Origin of the sequence: Bacillus sp. FSL L8-0152, from assembly GCF_038006365.1 — a bacterium.
Lineage (GTDB): Bacteria > Bacillota > Bacilli > Bacillales > Bacillaceae_G > Bacillus_A > Bacillus_A cereus.
The window spans coordinates 3695524-3714645 of record NZ_JBBOVB010000001.1; the positions used below are offsets into that span (position 1 = coordinate 3695524).

Below are 19122 nucleotides of genomic sequence, written 5' to 3' on the forward strand. Positions count from 1 at the left end.
TTTTTACTCTTTCAATCGAATAATACGTTGATTGGAGCTTCCGCGAAATGGAAGTGTTAAATCTTTTTTCTCAATTTCAAACCTTCCATCGACTAAAACATCCCCATAATGTAACAACTCTATCATATCATTATTTTGAGAACTCTGTATCTCTTCTAACGTATAGCCTGTATACATCCATAGGTTTTTTTTCAAATCTTTCACGATTTTTGCTACCTTTTTCACTTCAGCAGCTTGAAAAAATGGATCTCCACCTGAAAATGTTACATCAGTTAATGGATTACTTGCAATCTCTTTCACAATTTCTTCTACTGTCATTTCCATTCCGTTGCAAATATTCCACGATTTCGGATTGTGGCAACCAACGCAACGATGCGGACAGCCCGCAAAAAACACGACTGTCCGCAATCCTTCTCCATCTACTACACTATCATGAATAATATTCATCACTTTCATTTATGTTTCACCCGATCTATCTCTTCACTACGTTTCGCACTATTCCACTTCGACATATCTCCTACAAGATAGCCTGTTATACGGCGAATTCTTTCTATATTAGCCTCATCTTCATTCCCGCAACTTGGACATTCATTTCCAATAACCCCGTGATAACTACAGCACTTACAACGGTCAACAGGATGATTAATTGAACCGTATCCAACGCCATGTTCTGCCATGGCTTGTACAATTTGTTTTAATGCCTTTTTGTTATGCATCGCTGCTCCGTCCAGTTCAATATACGTAATGTGTCCTCCATTACAGAGAGCATGGAACGGGCCTTCTAAACGGATTTTATTTATCGCTTGAATGTTATAATAAACTGGAATATGGAATGAATTCGTATAGTAATTATGGTTCGTTATACCGCTAATCTCGCCAAATTCTTCTCTATCTTTTTTCACAAACTTTCCTGATAATCCTTCTGCTGGAGTTGCAATTATCGAGAAATTCAGTTGATGTTCTTCTGTCGCTTTATCCATTCTATCTCTCATAAAGGAAATAATTTCGTACCCAAGTTTCCATGATTCTTCATCTTCCCCATGATGCTTTCCTGTTAAGGCTACTAAACATTCCGCAAGACCGATAAAACCAACACTTAACGTCCCTTGTTTTAAAATCGAGGCTACGGAGTCTTCAGGATGCAATGTTTCTCCACCACGCCATACACCTTGTGAATATAAAAACTGAAAATCTCTTGCTCGCTTCGTACATTGATACGCAAATCTTTCTAATAGCTGCTTAATTCCTAAATCTAAATAGTAGTTTAGCGCTTCAAAAAATGCTTCTTTTGAACCACTAATTAACGCTAATTTCACTAAATTGATAGACGTAAATGATAAATTCCCTCTACCAATCGCTGTTTCTTCTCCATGTATATTAGACATAACACGGGTACGACATCCCATGTAACATACTTCACTTTCTGGTCTTCCATCATAATGCACTGCATTAAACGGAGCATCTAAAAATGAAAAGTTAGGGAATAATCGCTCTGCAGTTGTCTCTAATGCTAATTCAAATAAATCGTAATTCGGATCACTTTCTTCAAAATTCACACCTTTTTTCATCTTGAAAATTTGAATCGGAAAAATTGGTGTCTCTCCTTTACCAAGTCCAGCTTGTGTCGCTTTTAATAGTTGTTTAATTAACATTCTCCCTTCTTTTGATGTATCTGTTCCGTAATTAATAGAAATAAACGGTACTTGTCCTCCGCCCCTACTATGCATACTATTCGAATTATGAACGAAAGCCTCACACGCTTGATACGTATCATTTTCCGTTTCTTTCCATGCAAATTCTTCTATTTGTTCTTTCGTAAGCGGATATGATTGTAATCGTTTTTTATGTCTCTCAATTGTTTTTCGTACATAAGGTGCTAAATCAATATCAAAGAGTGCAAACGATTGACCGCCATGCTGCATATTTTGATTCGCTTGAAAAATAATAGACGAAAGAGCCAATGCACTTTTAATGTCTTGTGGTTGTCTCATATGTCCATGTCCAGTATGAAAACCGTTAGCAAGCATTTGCGCTAACGGAATTTGCGAACAAGTCGTCGTTCCTGTCGCATAAAAATCTAAATCATGTGGATATAATATATTTTCATTTATCGCTTTTTTCACTTGATCTGACAATAAATTCTCAACAGCATAATATTTTGCACTCTCAGATGCGAACGTTCCCATTACACCCATTGGAGAGCGGCCGTCTACATTTGCATTTTCTTGCATTAAATCTTGTTCATTGCCGTGGACTATCGTCTCGAACACTTTCATTAATTCTTCTCCACGTGTATTATTTTGTAACATTTATAACCCTCCACCAATATATTGTTGTCTTTTGATTAAAATGTTACTACATATAGTCTTGCTGTTTCTGTGAGAAATGTAACATTACTGTGAAATTTTTTTCACGAAATAATGAATTTTTCATTTACAAAAAAGAAATGTGCTCTTTACAAATGTATGGTACAATATACGGGAAAAACTCTTTTTACCCTTTATCAACACATTTGAATAAAGGAGACTGAACTTATGGTTACTACATATCTTTTATTTATCGTTGCCTACTTGCTTGGCTCGATTCCATTTGCACTAGTTGTTGGAAAAATTGGCTACGGAATCGATATTCGTGAGCACGGGAGCGGTAATCTAGGCGGAACAAACACATTCCGTACATTAGGGAAAAAAGCAGGTTTTACCGTTACAATTGCTGACATTTTAAAAGGGACATTAGCAACAAGTCTACCAATGATTTTCGGATTAGATATTCACCCACTATGGTTCGGGTTAGCGGCTGTTCTTGGACATGTCTACCCGATCTTCGCGAAATTCCGTGGTGGTAAAGCAGTTGCAACTTCTGCTGGGGTGCTATTATGCTATTCACCAGTTGTTTTTGCAATATTGGCTGTTGTATTTTTCACCCTTTTATTTACAACAAGATACGTATCACTTTCTTCTATGGTAACAGCAGTTGTTGCTGTTATTGCATCCATTGTTAGCGGGGATAAAATCTTCATTATTGCGATGTGTTTATTAGCAGGTATGGTTATTTATAAACACCGTGCAAATATCGGACGAATTATAAATAAAACTGAACCAAAAGCAAACTTTTCAAAAAAGCAAAAATAAGATCGTAACCCACATAACGCAAAAAGAAAACGTGAAGCATATTAATAGCGTCTTTTTGCGTTATTTTTTATACTAAAGAAAAGCAACATAATTTGGAGGAACTATACATGAATCTTTCCGTAACAAAAGAAGCAGCACAATGGTATAAAAATGAATTAAACTTACAATCAAATGAAACACTACGCTTTTTCGTACAATACGGTGGTTGCAGTACTGTGCAAAAAGGACTTTCTTTAGGTATTCGTAAAGATGATCCTGCACATCCTGCTGTTCAAATTCAAGAAGAAGGTATTAACTTCTTTATTGAAGGCGATGATGAATGGTTCTTCGATGGACATAATTTATCTGTTACACTTAACGAAGGTGACGACTTCCCACAATTTAATTATGAAAAATAAAAAAGCGTGGCTTCTGCCACGCTTTTTTATTTTTTCTTAATTTCCTCATATTTCGCATACCACTCAGGATATAACTTTTTAAATGATACAGGGCGGAACCCTTCTTTTTTCGCACAAATATTCGTTGTACTTGCAGTAATACAAAGTTCACCATCACCATTATATATTTCATATCCATATACAACGCGAAGTGGGCTCACAGTATCTACCCATGTTTTTACGATTGCTTTTTCTCCGTAACGCATCGCTTTACGGTATGAAATTTGTAAATCTAACACAGGAGAAATAATTCCTTCTTTCTCCATTTCAACATATGAAAAACCTAAATCTTGTATAAGTTTCGTGCGACCTAACTCAAGCCACACTAAGTAGTTTGAATGGTAAACAACACCCATTTGATCTGTTTCCGCATAACGGATTTCAACTTCATGCTCTGCTACAAACATATGTATATTCGCCTTCTTTCACTTCTGCTACCTTGCATACATTTAATCATAATACAGTGACATCAAAAATAAAATAAAAATAGTGAATCTTTTCCCGAAAGGAGCCAGCATATGATTCAAATTGTAACTGTTCGTAGTGGTGATAGCGTATATAGCTTGGCATCAAAATATGGATCAACACCTGACGAAATAGTAAAAGACAATGGATTAAATCCAGCTGAAACACTCGTTGTTGGTCAGGCACTTATCGTTAATACGAAAGGGAATAATTATTATGTACAGCCTGGTGACAGCCTATATCGAATTTCTCAAACATATAATGTCCCCCTCGCTAGTTTAGCTAAAGTGAATAATTTATCTTTAAAATCTATTCTCCATGTCGGACAACAATTATACGTACCAAAAGGTACAAAACGAGCTGTAGAATCCATCGCTTATTTACAACCTTCAACTATACCGATTAAAGAGAGTTTAGTTAATGCTACACGTGCCATCAATCCATTCTTAACATACTTAGCTTATTTTAGTTTTGAGGCAAAAAGAGATGGCACATTAAAAGAACCTACTGAAACAGCTAAAATCGCTAATATTGCAACGCAAGGTAAAACAATCCCTATGCTCGTTATTACAAATATTGAAAATGGTAATTTCAGTGCCGATCTAACATCAGTTATTTTACGCGACGCAACGATTCAAAACAAATTTATTACTAACATTTTGCAAACAGCTGAAAAATATGGCATGCGAGACATTCATTTCGATTTCGAGAGTGTAGCACCTGAAGACCGCGAGGCGTATAATCGCTTTTTACGAAATGTAAAAACACGCTTACCTAGCGGGTATACATTGAGCACAACTCTCGTACCGAAAACAAGTTCAAATCAAAAGGGAAAATTTTTCGAAGCTCACGATTATAAAGCGCAAGGGCAAATTGTTGATTTCGTCGTCATTATGACATATGACTGGGGATGGCAAGGCGGTCCACCGATGGCGATTTCTCCTATCGGTCCAGTGAAAGAAGTACTTCAATATGCAAAATCTCAAATGCCTCCACAAAAAATTATGATGGGGCAAAATTTATACGGGTTTGATTGGAAGCTTCCATTTAAACAAGGAAATCCACCCGCAAAAGCAATTAGCTCTGTCGCAGCTGTTGCACTAGCTCGTAAATATAATGTTCCTATTCGTTATGATTTCACAGCCCAAGCTCCTCATTTTAATTATTTTGATGAAAACGGCGTGCAACACGAAGTTTGGTTTGAAGATTCACGGTCTGTTCAAAGTAAATTCAATTTAATGAAAGAACAAGGTATAGGCGGTATTAGTTACTGGAAAATCGGTTTACCATTCCCACAAAATTGGCGTTTACTCGTTGAAAATTTTACGATTACAAAAAAAGGCTGACAAAAGTCAGCCCTTTTTTTCATATTACTGCTAAAAACTCATCTTTCATTTCCTCACAAAAAAGAAGAATGATAACATTCTCCTTTTTAACCGTTATCAACAATCGGTTGTTTACCTGTTTGATCTTGCATTTGCTTTCCTTTATTTCCACCAGCTTTTTTCGATTGTGTTCCAATATGATTTGGTGCAAAGTCTTTTGAATTTTTTTTCGGATTACCCATTACTATCGCCTCCTTAACACTAGTATCGTACTAGTGTTAAGAATTATTCAGCTTGCTTAAAAAGTTTCATTTCATAACGTTTTTCAATGCGCTCTTCAATGCGATCAATTGCATCACGATCGCTTAATAATTGTTGTTTATTTTCATTTACAAGTTCTTCAAACGATTTACGGCGACTTCTTCTCATGTTGTTCACCCTCTCTCCTTCGCTTTCTTATTACATAGTATGAGCAAACGAAAAACTCTTTAATCAGATTTGTAAGAAAATTTTATGTTTTAGTACTCCTAAAAAACTCCGTGTACAATATATTGCACACGGAGTTTTTTATACCATAATATTTAAATACTCTTTCAACTTTTCATCTGCATTCATTTCATTTTCTTTATAATCATGAAGCGCCTGTAATACAAAATCATACTGTTCTAAAATATAACTTTCTAATTTCATAACATCCTCTAAGCTATTAAGCATAATTCTCGTATTACCAACTTCACTTTTTAACGCTGGTTCACATTTTAAGCTTGTACATATTTCTTTCACATCATCTTCTAATATCTCTGTTAATATATATTTCTTTCGCCCTTTTACCTTTACTCTCATAACTGGATAAAAAGCTTTTATATCTAAATAACTTCCTACATTCATACAACGTAACCATTCTACATTACGTTTATTACGTGCAAGCATTTCTTTCACCGCTTCGTATACTACGATTTCATCAAGTGAGACCTTATTTACTTTTCTCTGTCCTTCTTCTTCAATAGCTGCACACTTTTGATAAACAGCAGCACACGTAACGCAATCGTCAAATGCATTATGAGAGCTTAAACGAATGCCAAGCATTCGCTTTAACGTTTCAAGTTTATGATTAGGCGCATGCTTCATGTATTTCTTCGCTAAAAATACAGTATCAATTACTTTATTTTTAGGTTCAGGTAGCCCTAGCATATTTACATTACTTTTCAAAAAGCGCATATCAAAAGAAGCATTATGGGCCACAATAACATTTGTATGTAAAAATGCTAAAAATAAAGGTAATACCTCTTCAATCGTCGGTGCATCTGAAACACGATAATTGGTAATACCGGTTAAACTCGTTATTCGGTCCGGAATTGGCCGCTCTGGATTCACGTATGAAACAAATTGATCTACGAGTTCATGATTACGATATTTCACCGCTGCAACTTGAATAATTTTATCATTATAAGGGTTAAATCCTGTTGTTTCAAAATCAATTACAACATAATCTAACGGTAAGGATACATTCCCCACTCCATACACTCCTTTATCTCTAAACGATTATATTTCTTACATCATATCATGAAGTTATTACTACTTGAAAAAGAAAAGGCAGAAATGGGAACTCTCCATCTCTACCTTTTCACCATTATTTTAATTTAGCAACCCTTTTCTCCATCTCTTTTTGCGTCATCGGCCCAATAAACTTATCTTGAATGACACCTTTTGTATCTATAAAATACGAAGTTGGAATCGTAATTACTTTATACGCTGTTGTCACATCAATGTTCTTGTCCAATAAAATAGGAAAAGTAATTCCTTTTTCTTTAGCAAAATTGCTTACCTTTTCTGCCCCCCCACCTTTTTCTGAAGGCGTATAGTTGATTGCTAAAATTTCTACGTTTTCTTTATGTTCTTTATAGAAAGCCTCCATATCCGGCATTTCTTGTTGGCAAGGTCCACACCACGTTGCCCAAAAGTTTAAAATCACTTTCTTTCCTTTTAAATCTGATAGCTTTACATTCGTTTCATCTAACTTCGTTAATTCGAAGTCTGGCGCACTCTTCCCTATTTCAATACCATTCCTTGCGATAATCTCTTTCATCGCAGCTTCACTTTTTTCTTGCTTCACTTTTACCGCCTGCTCTTTATTACCAAACTGTTCATAAGCTGTATATCCCGCTAAACAAAGTAACACTACAATAATCGTAAGCTTCCGCCACATTTTATATCACCCTAACGTATTATCTTCTTTTAACACATTCATCAAAATACTATATACCTTATTTTAGCTTATACGGACAAGCTTGGAAATATTCAGAGTCGAAATAATTAGAATATTCTTATTTAAAGTGTAATTTTTTCCTTTTTATCATATAATTAGAAAAACAGATGAAGTGTTGTTTATCTTCTTATGGGCCCATTCACCTTTTTACTTTCGTACTTATATAAACTTCAACAAAAGGGGGATTTTTTATGAATTCATTCGAAAAAATAACATTATATATTCTTAGTTTTCTTTTATACCCAATCGGTATTATTACATGGATCATTTCACTCTTTAGTAACGATCTTGAAAAAAAGAACGTAGGGCGTATTTGTCTTTACATCTCTCTAGTCTCATTCGTCCTTTTCTTAATCCTTGGAATTGCAACTTTCCTTATGACTGCTACTTTTAACGTAGATCTAAATCATTCAGAATCTATCCAATATCAAATAAATGATGTTGAATAAAGATAAGGTCACTGCTCTTATCTTTATTCACATCTCTTTCAAAATGAATGACTATTTATTAATTTTTCAGGACTTCCACATGCAACAATACTTCCTTCTCTCATTATGACAACACGATCCGCTAGTATCACTTTCTCTACATCATGTGTTGCCACAATTCTCGTTACATCTCTTCCTAGTCCTTCAATCATATTCCAAATAGTTTCTTGATTACTCGGATCTAACCCCGCAGTCGGTTCATCTAAAATAATAAGATTCGGATTTGAACCAATTGCTCGTAATAATGCAAGACGTTTTCTTTCGCCTCCTGAAAACTCTTCACCGCTTTTATGTAGCACAGTTTGACTCCCTTCAGGTAACCCTCTAATAATCGGCGTTGCATTTATAAGTTCACTATTTTTTTCTAACTGATTTTCTAAACCCTCTTCCCCGAAATACATATTCTCTGTTACCGTCGTTCGGAAAAAACGTGGTTCTTGCCACACTGTAGTCATTCGAGCCTTTTGACCATAATAAACAACACTACCGTTAGATGGTTTATACAAACCTGTCATTAATTTTAAAAGCGTTGTTTTTCCTGCACCACTTTCTCCTACAATCATAACGAGTTCACCAGGATTAATTTGCAAATCAATATTATGAATTCTGCATTTCTTTTCATCATTCTCCTGAAAGGAAGCATTTGTTATCGTCATCCCCATCGCTCTTTCTACATTACTATTTGCCACTCGTTTATCTAAAAAGGAAAAAACTCTACTTGCCGAAGCGACTGCAACTTGTGCCATCATTAATAAATCGCCCACATAACGGACAGGGAAAAAGAGCATTTCAATTGTAGCTAACACTGCAACAAGCGAACCAACTTCCATTTCCCCTTTCATTATTTTTTTTGCACCTACAATGAGAACAACGATATATGCTCCTGTTTCAATCACTGTTCCAACTACTCCAATGCAGTGTTGCATCATCGTCTTCTTTACTTCCGATTTATAAGATTGTGCCGTTACTCCCTTAAATAAGCGAATGGCCCATTTTTCTTTTTGTAAACTACGTAAATCTTGTATACCCTTTACAAACTGTGATACCACCTCTACAACACTCGATTGATTTTTTTGAGCAATGCTTGCAATACCCCTTACCTTTCCTCCCATCAGTATTGGAACAATTGCACTTAAAAATAAAAACGGAGTTACCCACAATATAAACTGTATATCTATATGTTGTAGTGCTATGAAAGCTCCAATAAATTGGGCAATAGCGTGTATATACTCTATTAATATAGAACCATATAATCTGACCCAGTTCGGAATATCAGATACGACCAAAGTTTCTAACTCCCCTTGCTTAATCTTCTCACTCTCTTCAAACGGTAATGAGAAATAGTGACGCAATAATTCTATACGTTTCGTTTGTAATATACGTTGACTCGCTTTTGAGCTTATATAATCAAATAAAAGATTGTTCGTCCACATTAAAAAGCGAATACCCGCAAACAAAGCTATATATAAATACGCACCTTTTAGCTCCCTTTGAATAAGATTGTCTACAATTAATCCCATGAAAATTGGGCATGATAAGTTTAAAATGGCAGCAATTATCCCACTACATACAGATGCCATTACTAATATTTTCTCTTTTCGTAACGGCAACAATATTCTTTTATATTCTTTCATGACGTTCCCTCCACTTTTCGTAGTAAAAAGAAAGGGATGAAACCATATGGTTTCATCCCTTTCCATAAAATAAGGAAGCTAACTATTGTTAGCTTCCTTATTTTTCATTTCAATTATTTAGTTCGACACTTTTGACTCTTCGATTTTCTCACGAAGAACCATTTGCAGAATACCACCGTGACGGTAGTAGTCAATTTCTACTTCACTATCGAAACGAGCTACTACTTCAAATTGTTTTTCGTTGCCATCTAAATCAGTTGCAACTACTTTTACAAGATCGCGTGGTCTAACTGATTTGTCGATTTGAATTTCAAATGACTCGTTACCAACAAGGCCTAATGTTTCAGCACTTTCGCCATCTTTAAATTGAAGTGGTAATACACCCATTAACACTAAGTTACTGCGGTGAATACGTTCGAAGCTTTCTGCGATTACTGCTTTAATACCTAATAAGTTAGTACCTTTCGCAGCCCAGTCACGTGAACTTCCCATACCGTAATCTTTACCAGCAACAACTAGAAGACCTGTTCCATCTTCTTTATATTTCATAGCAGCATCATAGATTGATGTTACTTCACCAGTTGGCCAATATGTTGTATATCCGCCCTCTGTTCCTGGTGCGATTTGGTTTTTAATACGGATGTTTGCAAATGTACCACGCATCATAACTTCATGGTTACCACGACGAGAACCGTAAGAGTTAAAGTCAACTGGTTGTACGCCGTTTTCTAATAAGTAGCGTCCAGCTGGTGTGTGCTTACCAATTGAACCTGCTGGTGAAATGTGGTCTGTCGTTACAGAATCACCAAATTTACCAACTATGCGTAAACCTGATAACGTTTCAACTTCACCTGGCTCTTTAGATAACCCTTCAAAGAATGGTGGGTTTTGGATGTATGTTGAATTATTATCCCAAGTATATAAAGCTTCGTTTGAAGTTTGGATTTCATTCCAACGCTCATTGCTATTAAATACTTGTGCATATTCTTTCTTGAATAGTTCAGATGTAACAACGCTTTGAACTACATCTTCAATTTCTTTAGCTGATGGCCAAATATCGTTGAAGTAAACAGCATTGCCATTTGCATCCTTACCGATTTCATCATTTTTCAGGTCAATATCAACAGTACCTGCAAGTGCATATGCCACAACAAGTGGTGGTGATGCTAAGTAGTTTGCTTTTACAAGTGGATGAATACGACCTTCAAAGTTACGGTTACCAGATAAAACAGATGTTACTAATAAGTCGTTTGCTGCGATTGCTTCTTCTAATTCTGGCGCTAATGGACCAGAGTTACCGATACAAGTCGTACAGCCGTAACCAACTGTTTGGAAACCTAATTGATCTAAATATGTTGTTAAACCAGACTTATCTAAGTACTCTGTAACAACTTTAGATCCTGGTGCTAATGATGTTTTTACGTACTCAGGTACTACAAGTCCTTTTTCAATTGCTTTCTTCGCAACTAGACCTGCCCCAATTAATACATATGGGTTTGATGTATTTGTACAGCTTGTAATTGCAGCGATTGCAATTGCACCTGTTTTCATCGTTACTTCTTTATCTTCTAATGTAACCTTCACTTCTTTATCGAACTCTTGCTCATTAAATCCAAGTCCTTGTGTTCCAACTGGTGCTACAACAGCTTTGTGGAACGCATCTTTCATATCTGAAAGTGGAATTAAATCTTGTGGGCGTTTCGGTCCAGAAAGGTTAGATTCAATTGTATTTAAATCAATTTCAACCAGATCAGTGTAGATTGGATCTTTACTGTCTGCTGTATAGAATAAACCGTTCGCTTTACAGTATTCTTCAACAATACGAATTTGCTCTTCATCTCTACCTGTTAAACGTAAGTATTCTAATGAAATATCATCGATTGGGAAGAACCCACAAGTTGCGCCGTATTCTGGTGCCATATTTGAAATTGTTGCACGGTCAGCTAAAGGCATGCTCTTTAGTCCATTACCGAAGAACTCAACAAATTTACCAACTACACCTTTTTGACGTAATACTTGTGTTACTTTTAATGCAACGTCTGTTGCTGTAGTACCACTTGGAAGTGTACCAGTTAATTTCACACCGATTACTTCAGGTACTGGGAAGTATGAAGGCTGTCCAAGCATTCCTGCTTCTGCTTCAATACCACCAACGCCCCATCCAAGAACGCCGATACCGTTAATCATTGTTGTATGTGAGTCTGTTCCAACTAATGAATCTGGGTATGCAACTAAGTCACCTTCAGCATTTTTCACAGCATGAACAACTGGTGCTAAATATTCAAGGTTTACTTGGTGTACAATGCCTGTAGCTGGTGGAACTGCACGGTAGTTATCAAATGATTTTTGTGCCCAGCTTAAAAATTTATAACGTTCTTCATTACGTTTAAACTCTAAGTCCATGTTGAATGCAAGCGCGTCTGCCGTACCCGCTCTATCAACCTGTACAGAGTGGTCAATTACAAGGTCTACAGTAATTTCAGGATTAATTTTGTCAGGATCCCCACCCATGTCTGCCATTGCTTTACGAAGCGAAGCCAAATCAACAACAGCTGGAACACCAGTGAAATCTTGTAAAATTACACGAGATGGTTTAAATGGAACATCGATATCTTGCACATCTTTCGTTCCCCATTTCGCTAAATTTGTAACATGCTCTTCTGTGATTACACGTCCGTCTACTTGACGAAGTACTGATTCAAGTAAAACTTTCACGGAATATGGTAATTGAGATACGTTGCCAACCCCTGCATTTTCAAGCGCTTTCAAATCATAATAATGATACGTTTTTCCATCTACTTCAAAAGTTGCACGTGATTGAAATGGATTATGTTTGACCATTATGTTTCCCCCCTGTTAAACGTGACTAAGTTGTCTGAATATAAAATGTAGACAAACTTTTCAATACCTTACGATAATATCTTATTACAACTTTCTAAATAAGTAAATAATAAGAAACTTATAGATTATCATAAGTTTTCTTTATGTTTCTAAATTTGAATAGCTTTCATGCTCCTTATGAATACTATTATCATAAAGTAAAGTGCTCTATCAGCGGTTTACTTACAGTTCATACATACTATGAACTGCTCATCATTCAACATACAAAAAATGTTATAGAGGTGAAATAAAATGGGTAAAAGAAAAGCAAATCATACTATTTCAGGAATGAATGCTGCATCTGCACAAGGACAAGGAACTGGTTACAATGAAGAATTTGCAAACGAGCCTTTAACTCCAGCAGAGCGACAAAATAATAAGAAACGTAAAAAGAACCAGTAAAGAAAAATCCCAAAAGGTCTATTTTCCTTTTGGGATTTCTTCTAATGTTTATAACGTAGTAATTCCGAAACCGTTACAAATCGATAGCCCTGTTTTTTCAGCTCAGGTAAAATTTTTGCTAGCGCTGCTACCGTTTGACTACGATCATTCCCTCCATCATGTAACAATACAATATCGCCACTTTTAGCATTTTTCACTACATGATTTACAATGGATTCAACCCCTGGATTTGCCCAATCACGCGGGTCTTGATGCCACGACCATAGAACGGTTTGATAGCCAGCCTCTTTCGCTGTTTTAAATACAGCATCGTTAATATATCCGCCAGGAGGACGGAATAGCAAAGGTTCTTTCACCCATTTTTCAAAAAATTTCTTTCCATCTAAAATATCATTTTCTAATTTTTCATCTGACGAATTACTTGCGTACAAATGATTCATCGTATGATTTCCAATTTCATGTCCCTCTTTTAACACTTGCTTCACTAAATATGGATTACGCTGAACTCGAAATCCAATCATAAAAAATGTCGCTTCCGCCTTATATTGACGTAATAAATCTAAAACTTGTGGTGTATACGTTGGATCTGGCCCATCATCAAATGTAATTGCAATAATTTTTTCATTATTAGGTACTTCCCATGTTACATAACCAGTTGGTTCTAACTCTTTTCTGAGCAACATTTTCGCTTCCACTTTTTCCACTTGAAATATATGTACTGCACATAGCAAAGAAAAAACTAATAGAAAAATTTTCTGTTTTAGCATAACGTTCACTAAAGCAGCAAGGTTGTCGAATAAACAACAACCTCATTTACTTTTCTAATTGATCTACATTTCGCATTATATTTTGGAGATTATTTTCATATTGCTCAAGTTGTGGACGTTGTGTTTCTGAAGCTACCTCTAGTGCATTTTGAATTTGTTCATATGCTTCCTGGACCTCTTGGCGTAACTCTTTTAAATCATGACCGTAGTTAGGGTCATTTTTCACAATATTATTAAATGCATTTTCTGCTTGTGTAACTCCTTGCTGTGCCGCTTGAAAGGCTTGTTGCTTATCTTTATGATATGGCATTATATAATCCCCTTTCTATAATTGTTAGTCCCCTTTATCTTTACCTTTTTTTCTAAAAACATTCTCGTATAAAATCGTCAACTTCTCTCATTCTAAAAAGAAAGAGGAGGTGTCATATACAATGGGAAAAAACAATCGTGAAGCGAAAGAAAAAAAAGGACAACCTGAACCATTAAGCGGATCTCATAAAGTAAAAAACCGTAACCATTCACGCCAAAAACATCATGCGCATCATGATATGTAAAACAAAAAGTGCACACTAGCTATCTTTTCCACATACAATGTTTATATTTTTCCATTTATTCTTCACCCCTAATTCATTCATGCATAACATGATATGAATTGATATTTTACGGAGGGTGTCTTACATGGGCAAGAAAAAGAAGAATTGTCTTTTTCATGTTGATGGTTTCGAAGAATGGATGGATCAATTTTGTTCCGATTCTTATAGTAACTTTAGCTTTCCAAATCAAATTCACATCGATCTTTGCGAAACCGAAGAAGAATATATTTTGGAAACAGATGTACAAAATGTCACGGAACAAAATGTACTCATTAAAAAGTTAGAGACAGGCCTAGCTATATGCATACTTCATAAAAACATTTCCTTACAACGAACAATCCCTTTACCTACTACTATCATTTATAAAAAGATGCTAGCCTGCTTAGAAAACGGATTTTTAGCCATTCATATTTCCAAAAATGAAGTTGCTGATAAGCATGAAAAAAAAGTTCTTTTTTCAAATTAAGAGTTAATATAATTCAAACTAAGCCCCAGTTGGTTACTGGGGCTTATGTTATTTCGCATGCATTTCTATATTAGAATTTCTATCATATCTTTTTTTCGATAAACCTTTTGTAACTAAAAGCACAGGAAATGCCACAGTTGAAAATATAGCTAGCGCTGAAAATACCGCAAACCCATTTTGGTACCCGTAGTAATCGAGAAGTACTCCTCCGAACCACGGACCTATTACTGCTCCAATTCCCGAAAAGCCCATCGCACCGAAGTATGTTCCTTTTAGATGCGCAACAGCAATATCATCAATAAATACATCCGTCATCGAAAACATTAAGACTTCTCCAATTGTAAAAATAATTGTACAAACGGCAGCACCTAGCATAGATTCTACTATTCCAAAGCCAAATAATCCCCCGCTCACAAATAAAGTCCCAACCATAATTGATGTTAACGGTGTATACTTTTTGCACATTTGAATAACAGGGTATTGGATCATCACTACAACAATTGCATTTAAAGCGAGCATATATGAGAATAGCTTCACCCCATCCTCAAATATATGTGCATTTGCAAAATATTGAGATACTGTCGTCGTTAAATGTGAAAAACCGCAATTACTCAAAATAATACCGACTAAAGCAACTAAAAATACTATATCTTTTCGCAATATACGTATTGCATTTAGCATTGTAACAGGTTTTTCTTTACTCAATTTCTTTTTTTCCATTGGATACTTCTTAAATTGGAACGCTAATATAGCTGTATATAGAATATATACCCCAGCTGCTACTAAAAAAGGAATTGTTGATTTTGCACTTCCAATCTGTAATCCAACAATTGGTCCAATTGCAACTCCAACATTTATTGCACCGTATCGTAAATTATAGACGAGTAACCGATACTCAGGCTTTGTTAAATCTGATAATAATGCTCTTGATGTTGGCTCAAAAAACGACCTACATAATCCATTTAAAGCGTTTAATAAAAAGAAACTTAAAACATGATCCGCAAGTGAAAAACCTATAAACACAAAAATCCAAACGATCATGGACCAGAGCATAATCGTTTTCCGGCCAAATCGATCTGATAAATTCCCTCCGATAAAACTAGCAAAAACACCAACAAGTGCACTCGTTCCGATAATAGCACCAGTCATTCCAGCTGATACACCTTTAACAGTCGTTAAATAAATCGCTAAAAAAGGGATACTCATTGAAGTTGCAAACCTAGCAAACAATGTCCCTAAAATAATACTCATTCCAAGCGGATGAATATGCTGTAACTTCCCCTTCATCGTTAAACCTACTCTCTCTATTTTCACAAAAAAAAGAAAGCAAAGGATCTGCTTTCTTTTCCTTTTTCTATACTTGAGCTGTTGATACCCGAGTTGTTCTCGTTATGTCCATATCAATTCCATATGTGAACTGTAATTCTTTACACACATCTTTAATTAAGATTGCGACATTATACTTTTCATTAAATTGTAAAACTATGTTTTCTACTTCTTCATATGTATACTTATATTCCCCTGTAATGACACTTTTTAGATCAAAGCATTCGTTAATACAAAGTTGTACAAGTAGCTGGTCATATTTCTCTATTACATCTTCTTTCTTCCAAAGTAACTCTTTTACATATAATCGATCAAACTTCACACTTTCTCGATTACAATCCGTTAAAATCCGGGTCATTTCGTTTAATTCTCGATATAATTCGGAAATATTTCTACTTAAACTAAGCAGTTTACCTACGCCGTTTTCATATAACATATTTATTCCACCCCCGCATTTTCTTTCCCTTATTATAGCAAGAAAATTCTAAAAATAGTTTCTTTCTTCTGAAATATTAGGAAACTAATTTCAATTGCATTACAATGAAACTAGTTAATGCGAGAGGAGAAAGAAAATTGGAGCACAAATTATATTACACTGACGCTTATAAGCAGGACTTTACTACTAAAATTATAAAGCAAGATTATGATAAAGACGGTAACTTATACGTTATTTTGAATGAAACAGCATTTTATCCGACAGGTGGCGGACAACCATATGATACTGGTACATTAAATGATATCAATGTAGAAGAGATAAACGGAGAAATTCGTCACTACATTGCAGAACAATTACATACAGAAGACGTAGAAGGTAAAATCAATTGGGAGCGCCGTTTTGATCATATGCAACAACATGCAGCTCAGCACATTTTATCTGCTGCTTTTTGGGACCATTTTAACATGCCTACAATTGGATTCCATCTTGGTAAAGAAACAGTAACAATTGATTTAGAAACAGAAAATCTTCATGCAGAAACGGTTGAAAAAGCAATACAAATTGCAAACAAAATTGTTTTTGAAAACCATCCAATCCGCATCCAGTGGATGAACTTAGAAGAAGCGAAAACGTTGCCCCTTCGTAAAGAACCGACTATGACAGAAAATATACGGGTTGTTATTATCGAAAACTTTGACTACAACGGCTGTGGTGGAACGCATCCGAAACGAACTGGTGAAGTTGGTCCTATTCAAGTACTAGGATGGGAGCGCAATAAAGGTGGTATACGCTTAACGTTTATCGCTGGTTGGCGTACACTTAAATTAATGGAACAACAGCAACAAATTATGAAAGATGTTTCTAAACAATTAAACAGTAGCGAAACTGATATTCCAGCAAAAGTGGCGCAACTGCTTACTTCTCAAAAAGAAAACGAAAAAGCAATACAAACAATGAATGAAAAATTATTATTTGCAGAGGCAAATGAACTACTTCTACAGCCTATAAAAATTCATGCTGACATACTTATTTCTAAAGTATTTACAAATCGTTCTATGCAAGAAATCGCAAAGCTTTCCGCTATTATTACAGAACAACAAGAGCATGCAATTACGTATTTCGTCATCGAAAATGATGACAAACTACAATGTATTCTCGCTTGCGGAAAATCAGTATCACTCGATATGAATGCTCTTTTAAAAGACGCTCTTCCTACAATCGAAGGAAAAGGTGGCGGAAATAAGAAGAGTGCTCGCGGTGGCGGGAAAGCAATTATGAGCGGAGATGAATTTTTAAATCAGCTTGTTTCTTCTTTACAGTCGGCGGTGTAAAGCATTTTTAGTAAGGATAGCTAACAGCTATCCTTACTCTATACTTACAAACCAATATTTTGTTTCAATCCTTGGTAACTCCCTGCATTTGAAAAACCTTCACTTATAAGAGTTATAAAAGTTTCCGAAAAACCATAATGACTTAAATCTTTAATCGGCACCATTTGCACATCATGAATTGGATTATGATCAAATTCATTAGAGGGTAACATAATTTCCCCTGTAAGCTTTTCAAGTAGAAATGTAATATGTAATAAAGATGGACTGGCATCCGGTTTATCACAAACATAGAGTAGCTTCTTAATTTTAACTTCTAATCCCGTTTCTTCTCTCATTTCTCTAATCATCGCCTCTTCTAACATTTCACCATTCTCCACTCTTCCTCCAGGTAAAGACCAATTCCTATTAGCAACTTTTTGCTTTACTAGCAATACTTTTTCATCTTCAATTAAAATTCCCGTAACTCGAACTTGCATTACATTTTCCATATGTAATCTCCTCTTCCCATTATATTTACAAATTAACCCTTCCATAAAAAGAACATACGTTTTATAATTGAAGAAAATTATGGAAGAAAGTAGTTGTTACATTCATGCGTCCAACTTTAACAAAGTCTATATCACTTGAAGATTTCCAAAACTATTATTGGTTAAAAGCAGAACTCCAAACATTTTGTCGTGAGAATGGGTTGCCAGCTAGTGGCTCTAAGATCGAAATAACCGAGCGTATCTCACATTATTTAACTACTGGTAAAATATTAAAAAACAGCTCTGTTCAAAAGGTGAGTAAAGCTTCCCTATCCTATAAAGACCTTTCTCTTCAAACGATTATTACTAACAATCACCGCTGTAGCGAAGATGTTCGTGCTTTTTTCAAAGAAAAAATCGGAACAAACTTCCGCTTTACAGTAGCTCTTCAAAAATTTTTCAAAGAGAATGTTGGAAAAACATATGAAGACGCGATAGCTTTTTGGCATGAAGAAAACGAACGAAAAAAAGACCCTACATACAAAACAACTATCGGTACACAATTTGAATACAATCGCTTTACTCGTGACTTTTTCGAAGATCCAAATAATAAAGGGAAAGCAAAAGCTGATGCGATTGCTGCTTGGAACGAAATGAAAGCGAAGCCTGGTAGCAATATTTATGTTCCTCAAAAAGTAGAAAACTAGT

General features: G+C 35.5%; 23 protein-coding genes. 9 read left to right on the top strand and 14 right to left on the bottom strand.

Going from position 1 to position 19122, the window contains the following annotated elements:
- Window positions 1–3: 3 nt before the first annotated feature.
- Both nrdG and MHH27_RS18405 read right to left on the bottom strand, forming a co-directional pair.
- Window positions 4–456, bottom strand: coding sequence for an anaerobic ribonucleoside-triphosphate reductase activating protein (gene nrdG / locus MHH27_RS18400; RefSeq protein WP_098235307.1), 453 nt, complete (start codon window positions 454–456; stop codon window positions 4–6).
- Complete coding sequence (locus MHH27_RS18405) at window positions 453–2309, bottom strand: anaerobic ribonucleoside triphosphate reductase (protein WP_098235306.1); 1857 nt, start codon at window positions 2307–2309, stop codon at window positions 453–455. The genes nrdG and MHH27_RS18405 overlap by 4 nt, the downstream gene beginning before the upstream one ends.
- Before the next feature lie 225 nt (window positions 2310–2534).
- Between MHH27_RS18405 and plsY the strand changes: the two genes are divergently transcribed.
- Together plsY and MHH27_RS18415 are read left to right on the top strand one after the other, a co-directional pair.
- Complete coding sequence (gene plsY / locus MHH27_RS18410; RefSeq protein WP_000258974.1) at window positions 2535–3131, top strand: glycerol-3-phosphate 1-O-acyltransferase PlsY; 597 nt, start codon at window positions 2535–2537, stop codon at window positions 3129–3131.
- Window positions 3132–3238: 107 nt separating this feature from the next.
- Window positions 3239–3529, top strand: a complete 291-nt coding sequence (locus MHH27_RS18415; protein WP_001054453.1) for a HesB/YadR/YfhF family protein — start codon at window positions 3239–3241, stop codon at window positions 3527–3529.
- Window positions 3530–3555: 26 nt separating this feature from the next.
- Here the strand turns inward: MHH27_RS18415 and MHH27_RS18420 are convergent, their stop codons facing one another.
- Window positions 3556–3975 carry an acyl-CoA thioesterase gene (locus MHH27_RS18420; protein ID WP_000495812.1) on the bottom strand — a complete coding sequence of 140 codons (420 nt, stop codon included), beginning with the start codon at window positions 3973–3975 and terminating at the stop codon, window positions 3556–3558.
- Window positions 3976–4086: 111 nt separating this feature from the next.
- Here MHH27_RS18420 and MHH27_RS18425 point away from each other — a divergent pair, with 111 nt between their 5' ends.
- Entirely contained in the window at window positions 4087–5379 is a 1293-nt protein-coding gene (locus tag MHH27_RS18425) for a glycosyl hydrolase family 18 protein (protein ID WP_000614855.1), read from the top strand.
- Window positions 5380–5465: 86 nt separating this feature from the next.
- Here the strand turns inward: MHH27_RS18425 and sspN are convergent, their stop codons facing one another.
- The 4 genes from sspN to MHH27_RS18445 form a co-directional block, all read right to left on the bottom strand.
- Window positions 5466–5600 (bottom strand): acid-soluble spore protein SspN, encoded by a 135-nt coding sequence (gene sspN, locus MHH27_RS18430; protein WP_000527987.1) that lies wholly within the window; start codon window positions 5598–5600, stop codon window positions 5466–5468.
- A 43-nt stretch (window positions 5601–5643) separates the two neighbouring features.
- Window positions 5644–5787, bottom strand: coding sequence for an FbpB family small basic protein (locus tag MHH27_RS18435; RefSeq protein WP_001254699.1), 144 nt, complete (start codon window positions 5785–5787; stop codon window positions 5644–5646).
- 138 nt (window positions 5788–5925) lie between these two features.
- The gene (locus MHH27_RS18440; protein ID WP_098235305.1) at window positions 5926–6873 is read right to left on the bottom strand and encodes a 3'-5' exonuclease; all 948 of its coding nucleotides are present in this window, start codon (window positions 6871–6873) and stop codon (window positions 5926–5928) included.
- Window positions 6874–6988: 115 nt separating this feature from the next.
- A complete protein-coding gene (locus MHH27_RS18445) occupies window positions 6989–7564 on the bottom strand; it encodes a redoxin domain-containing protein (protein WP_340943662.1) in 576 nt (191 codons plus the stop codon).
- A 251-nt stretch (window positions 7565–7815) separates the two neighbouring features.
- Between MHH27_RS18445 and MHH27_RS18450 the strand changes: the two genes are divergently transcribed.
- A complete protein-coding gene (locus tag MHH27_RS18450; protein WP_069356075.1) occupies window positions 7816–8073 on the top strand; it encodes a hypothetical protein in 258 nt (85 codons plus the stop codon).
- Window positions 8074–8111: 38 nt separating this feature from the next.
- Here MHH27_RS18450 and MHH27_RS18455 read toward each other — a convergent pair whose 3' ends face one another.
- Both MHH27_RS18455 and acnA read right to left on the bottom strand, forming a co-directional pair.
- Window positions 8112–9746 (bottom strand): ABC transporter ATP-binding protein, encoded by a 1635-nt coding sequence (locus tag MHH27_RS18455; protein WP_340943665.1) that lies wholly within the window; start codon window positions 9744–9746, stop codon window positions 8112–8114.
- A gap of 117 nt (window positions 9747–9863) precedes the next feature.
- The gene (gene acnA, locus MHH27_RS18460; RefSeq protein ID WP_098250925.1) at window positions 9864–12587 is read right to left on the bottom strand and encodes an aconitate hydratase AcnA; all 2724 of its coding nucleotides are present in this window, start codon (window positions 12585–12587) and stop codon (window positions 9864–9866) included.
- 291 nt (window positions 12588–12878) lie between these two features.
- Here acnA and sspO point away from each other — a divergent pair, with 291 nt between their 5' ends.
- Window positions 12879–13028: an acid-soluble spore protein SspO gene (gene sspO / locus MHH27_RS18465; protein WP_000518057.1), complete on the top strand. Its 150-nt coding sequence runs from the start codon at window positions 12879–12881 to the stop codon at window positions 13026–13028.
- Window positions 13029–13069: 41 nt separating this feature from the next.
- Here sspO and pdaB read toward each other — a convergent pair whose 3' ends face one another.
- Window positions 13070–13795, bottom strand: a complete 726-nt coding sequence (gene pdaB, locus MHH27_RS18470) for a polysaccharide deacetylase family sporulation protein PdaB (RefSeq protein ID WP_061665781.1) — start codon at window positions 13793–13795, stop codon at window positions 13070–13072.
- A gap of 46 nt (window positions 13796–13841) precedes the next feature.
- Window positions 13842–14105 (bottom strand): hypothetical protein, encoded by a 264-nt coding sequence (locus tag MHH27_RS18475; RefSeq protein WP_001146295.1) that lies wholly within the window; start codon window positions 14103–14105, stop codon window positions 13842–13844.
- A 121-nt stretch (window positions 14106–14226) separates the two neighbouring features.
- Between MHH27_RS18475 and MHH27_RS18480 the strand changes: the two genes are divergently transcribed.
- Together MHH27_RS18480 and MHH27_RS18485 are read left to right on the top strand one after the other, a co-directional pair.
- Complete coding sequence (locus MHH27_RS18480) at window positions 14227–14349, top strand: small acid-soluble spore protein P (protein ID WP_000517649.1); 123 nt, start codon at window positions 14227–14229, stop codon at window positions 14347–14349.
- A gap of 124 nt (window positions 14350–14473) precedes the next feature.
- Window positions 14474–14854, top strand: a complete 381-nt coding sequence (locus MHH27_RS18485) for an Hsp20/alpha crystallin family protein (RefSeq protein ID WP_000516758.1) — start codon at window positions 14474–14476, stop codon at window positions 14852–14854.
- Window positions 14855–14902: 48 nt separating this feature from the next.
- Here MHH27_RS18485 and MHH27_RS18490 read toward each other — a convergent pair whose 3' ends face one another.
- Window positions 14903–16141 carry an MDR family MFS transporter gene (locus MHH27_RS18490; RefSeq protein WP_090977385.1) on the bottom strand — a complete coding sequence of 413 codons (1239 nt, stop codon included), beginning with the start codon at window positions 16139–16141 and terminating at the stop codon, window positions 14903–14905.
- 67 nt (window positions 16142–16208) lie between these two features.
- Entirely contained in the window at window positions 16209–16616 is a 408-nt protein-coding gene (locus MHH27_RS18495; RefSeq protein WP_258132100.1) for a hypothetical protein, read from the bottom strand.
- A 137-nt stretch (window positions 16617–16753) separates the two neighbouring features.
- Here MHH27_RS18495 and MHH27_RS18500 point away from each other — a divergent pair, with 137 nt between their 5' ends.
- Window positions 16754–17947 (top strand): alanyl-tRNA editing protein, encoded by a 1194-nt coding sequence (locus tag MHH27_RS18500; RefSeq protein WP_340943675.1) that lies wholly within the window; start codon window positions 16754–16756, stop codon window positions 17945–17947.
- 44 nt (window positions 17948–17991) lie between these two features.
- Here the strand turns inward: MHH27_RS18500 and MHH27_RS18505 are convergent, their stop codons facing one another.
- On the bottom strand, window positions 17992–18435 hold the full coding sequence (locus MHH27_RS18505; protein WP_000432571.1) for an NUDIX hydrolase: 444 nt from the start codon (window positions 18433–18435) through the stop codon (window positions 17992–17994).
- A gap of 104 nt (window positions 18436–18539) precedes the next feature.
- Between MHH27_RS18505 and MHH27_RS18510 the strand changes: the two genes are divergently transcribed.
- Window positions 18540–19121 (top strand): DUF6434 domain-containing protein, encoded by a 582-nt coding sequence (locus MHH27_RS18510; protein WP_001247912.1) that lies wholly within the window; start codon window positions 18540–18542, stop codon window positions 19119–19121.
- Window position 19122: the final 1 nt, after the last annotated feature.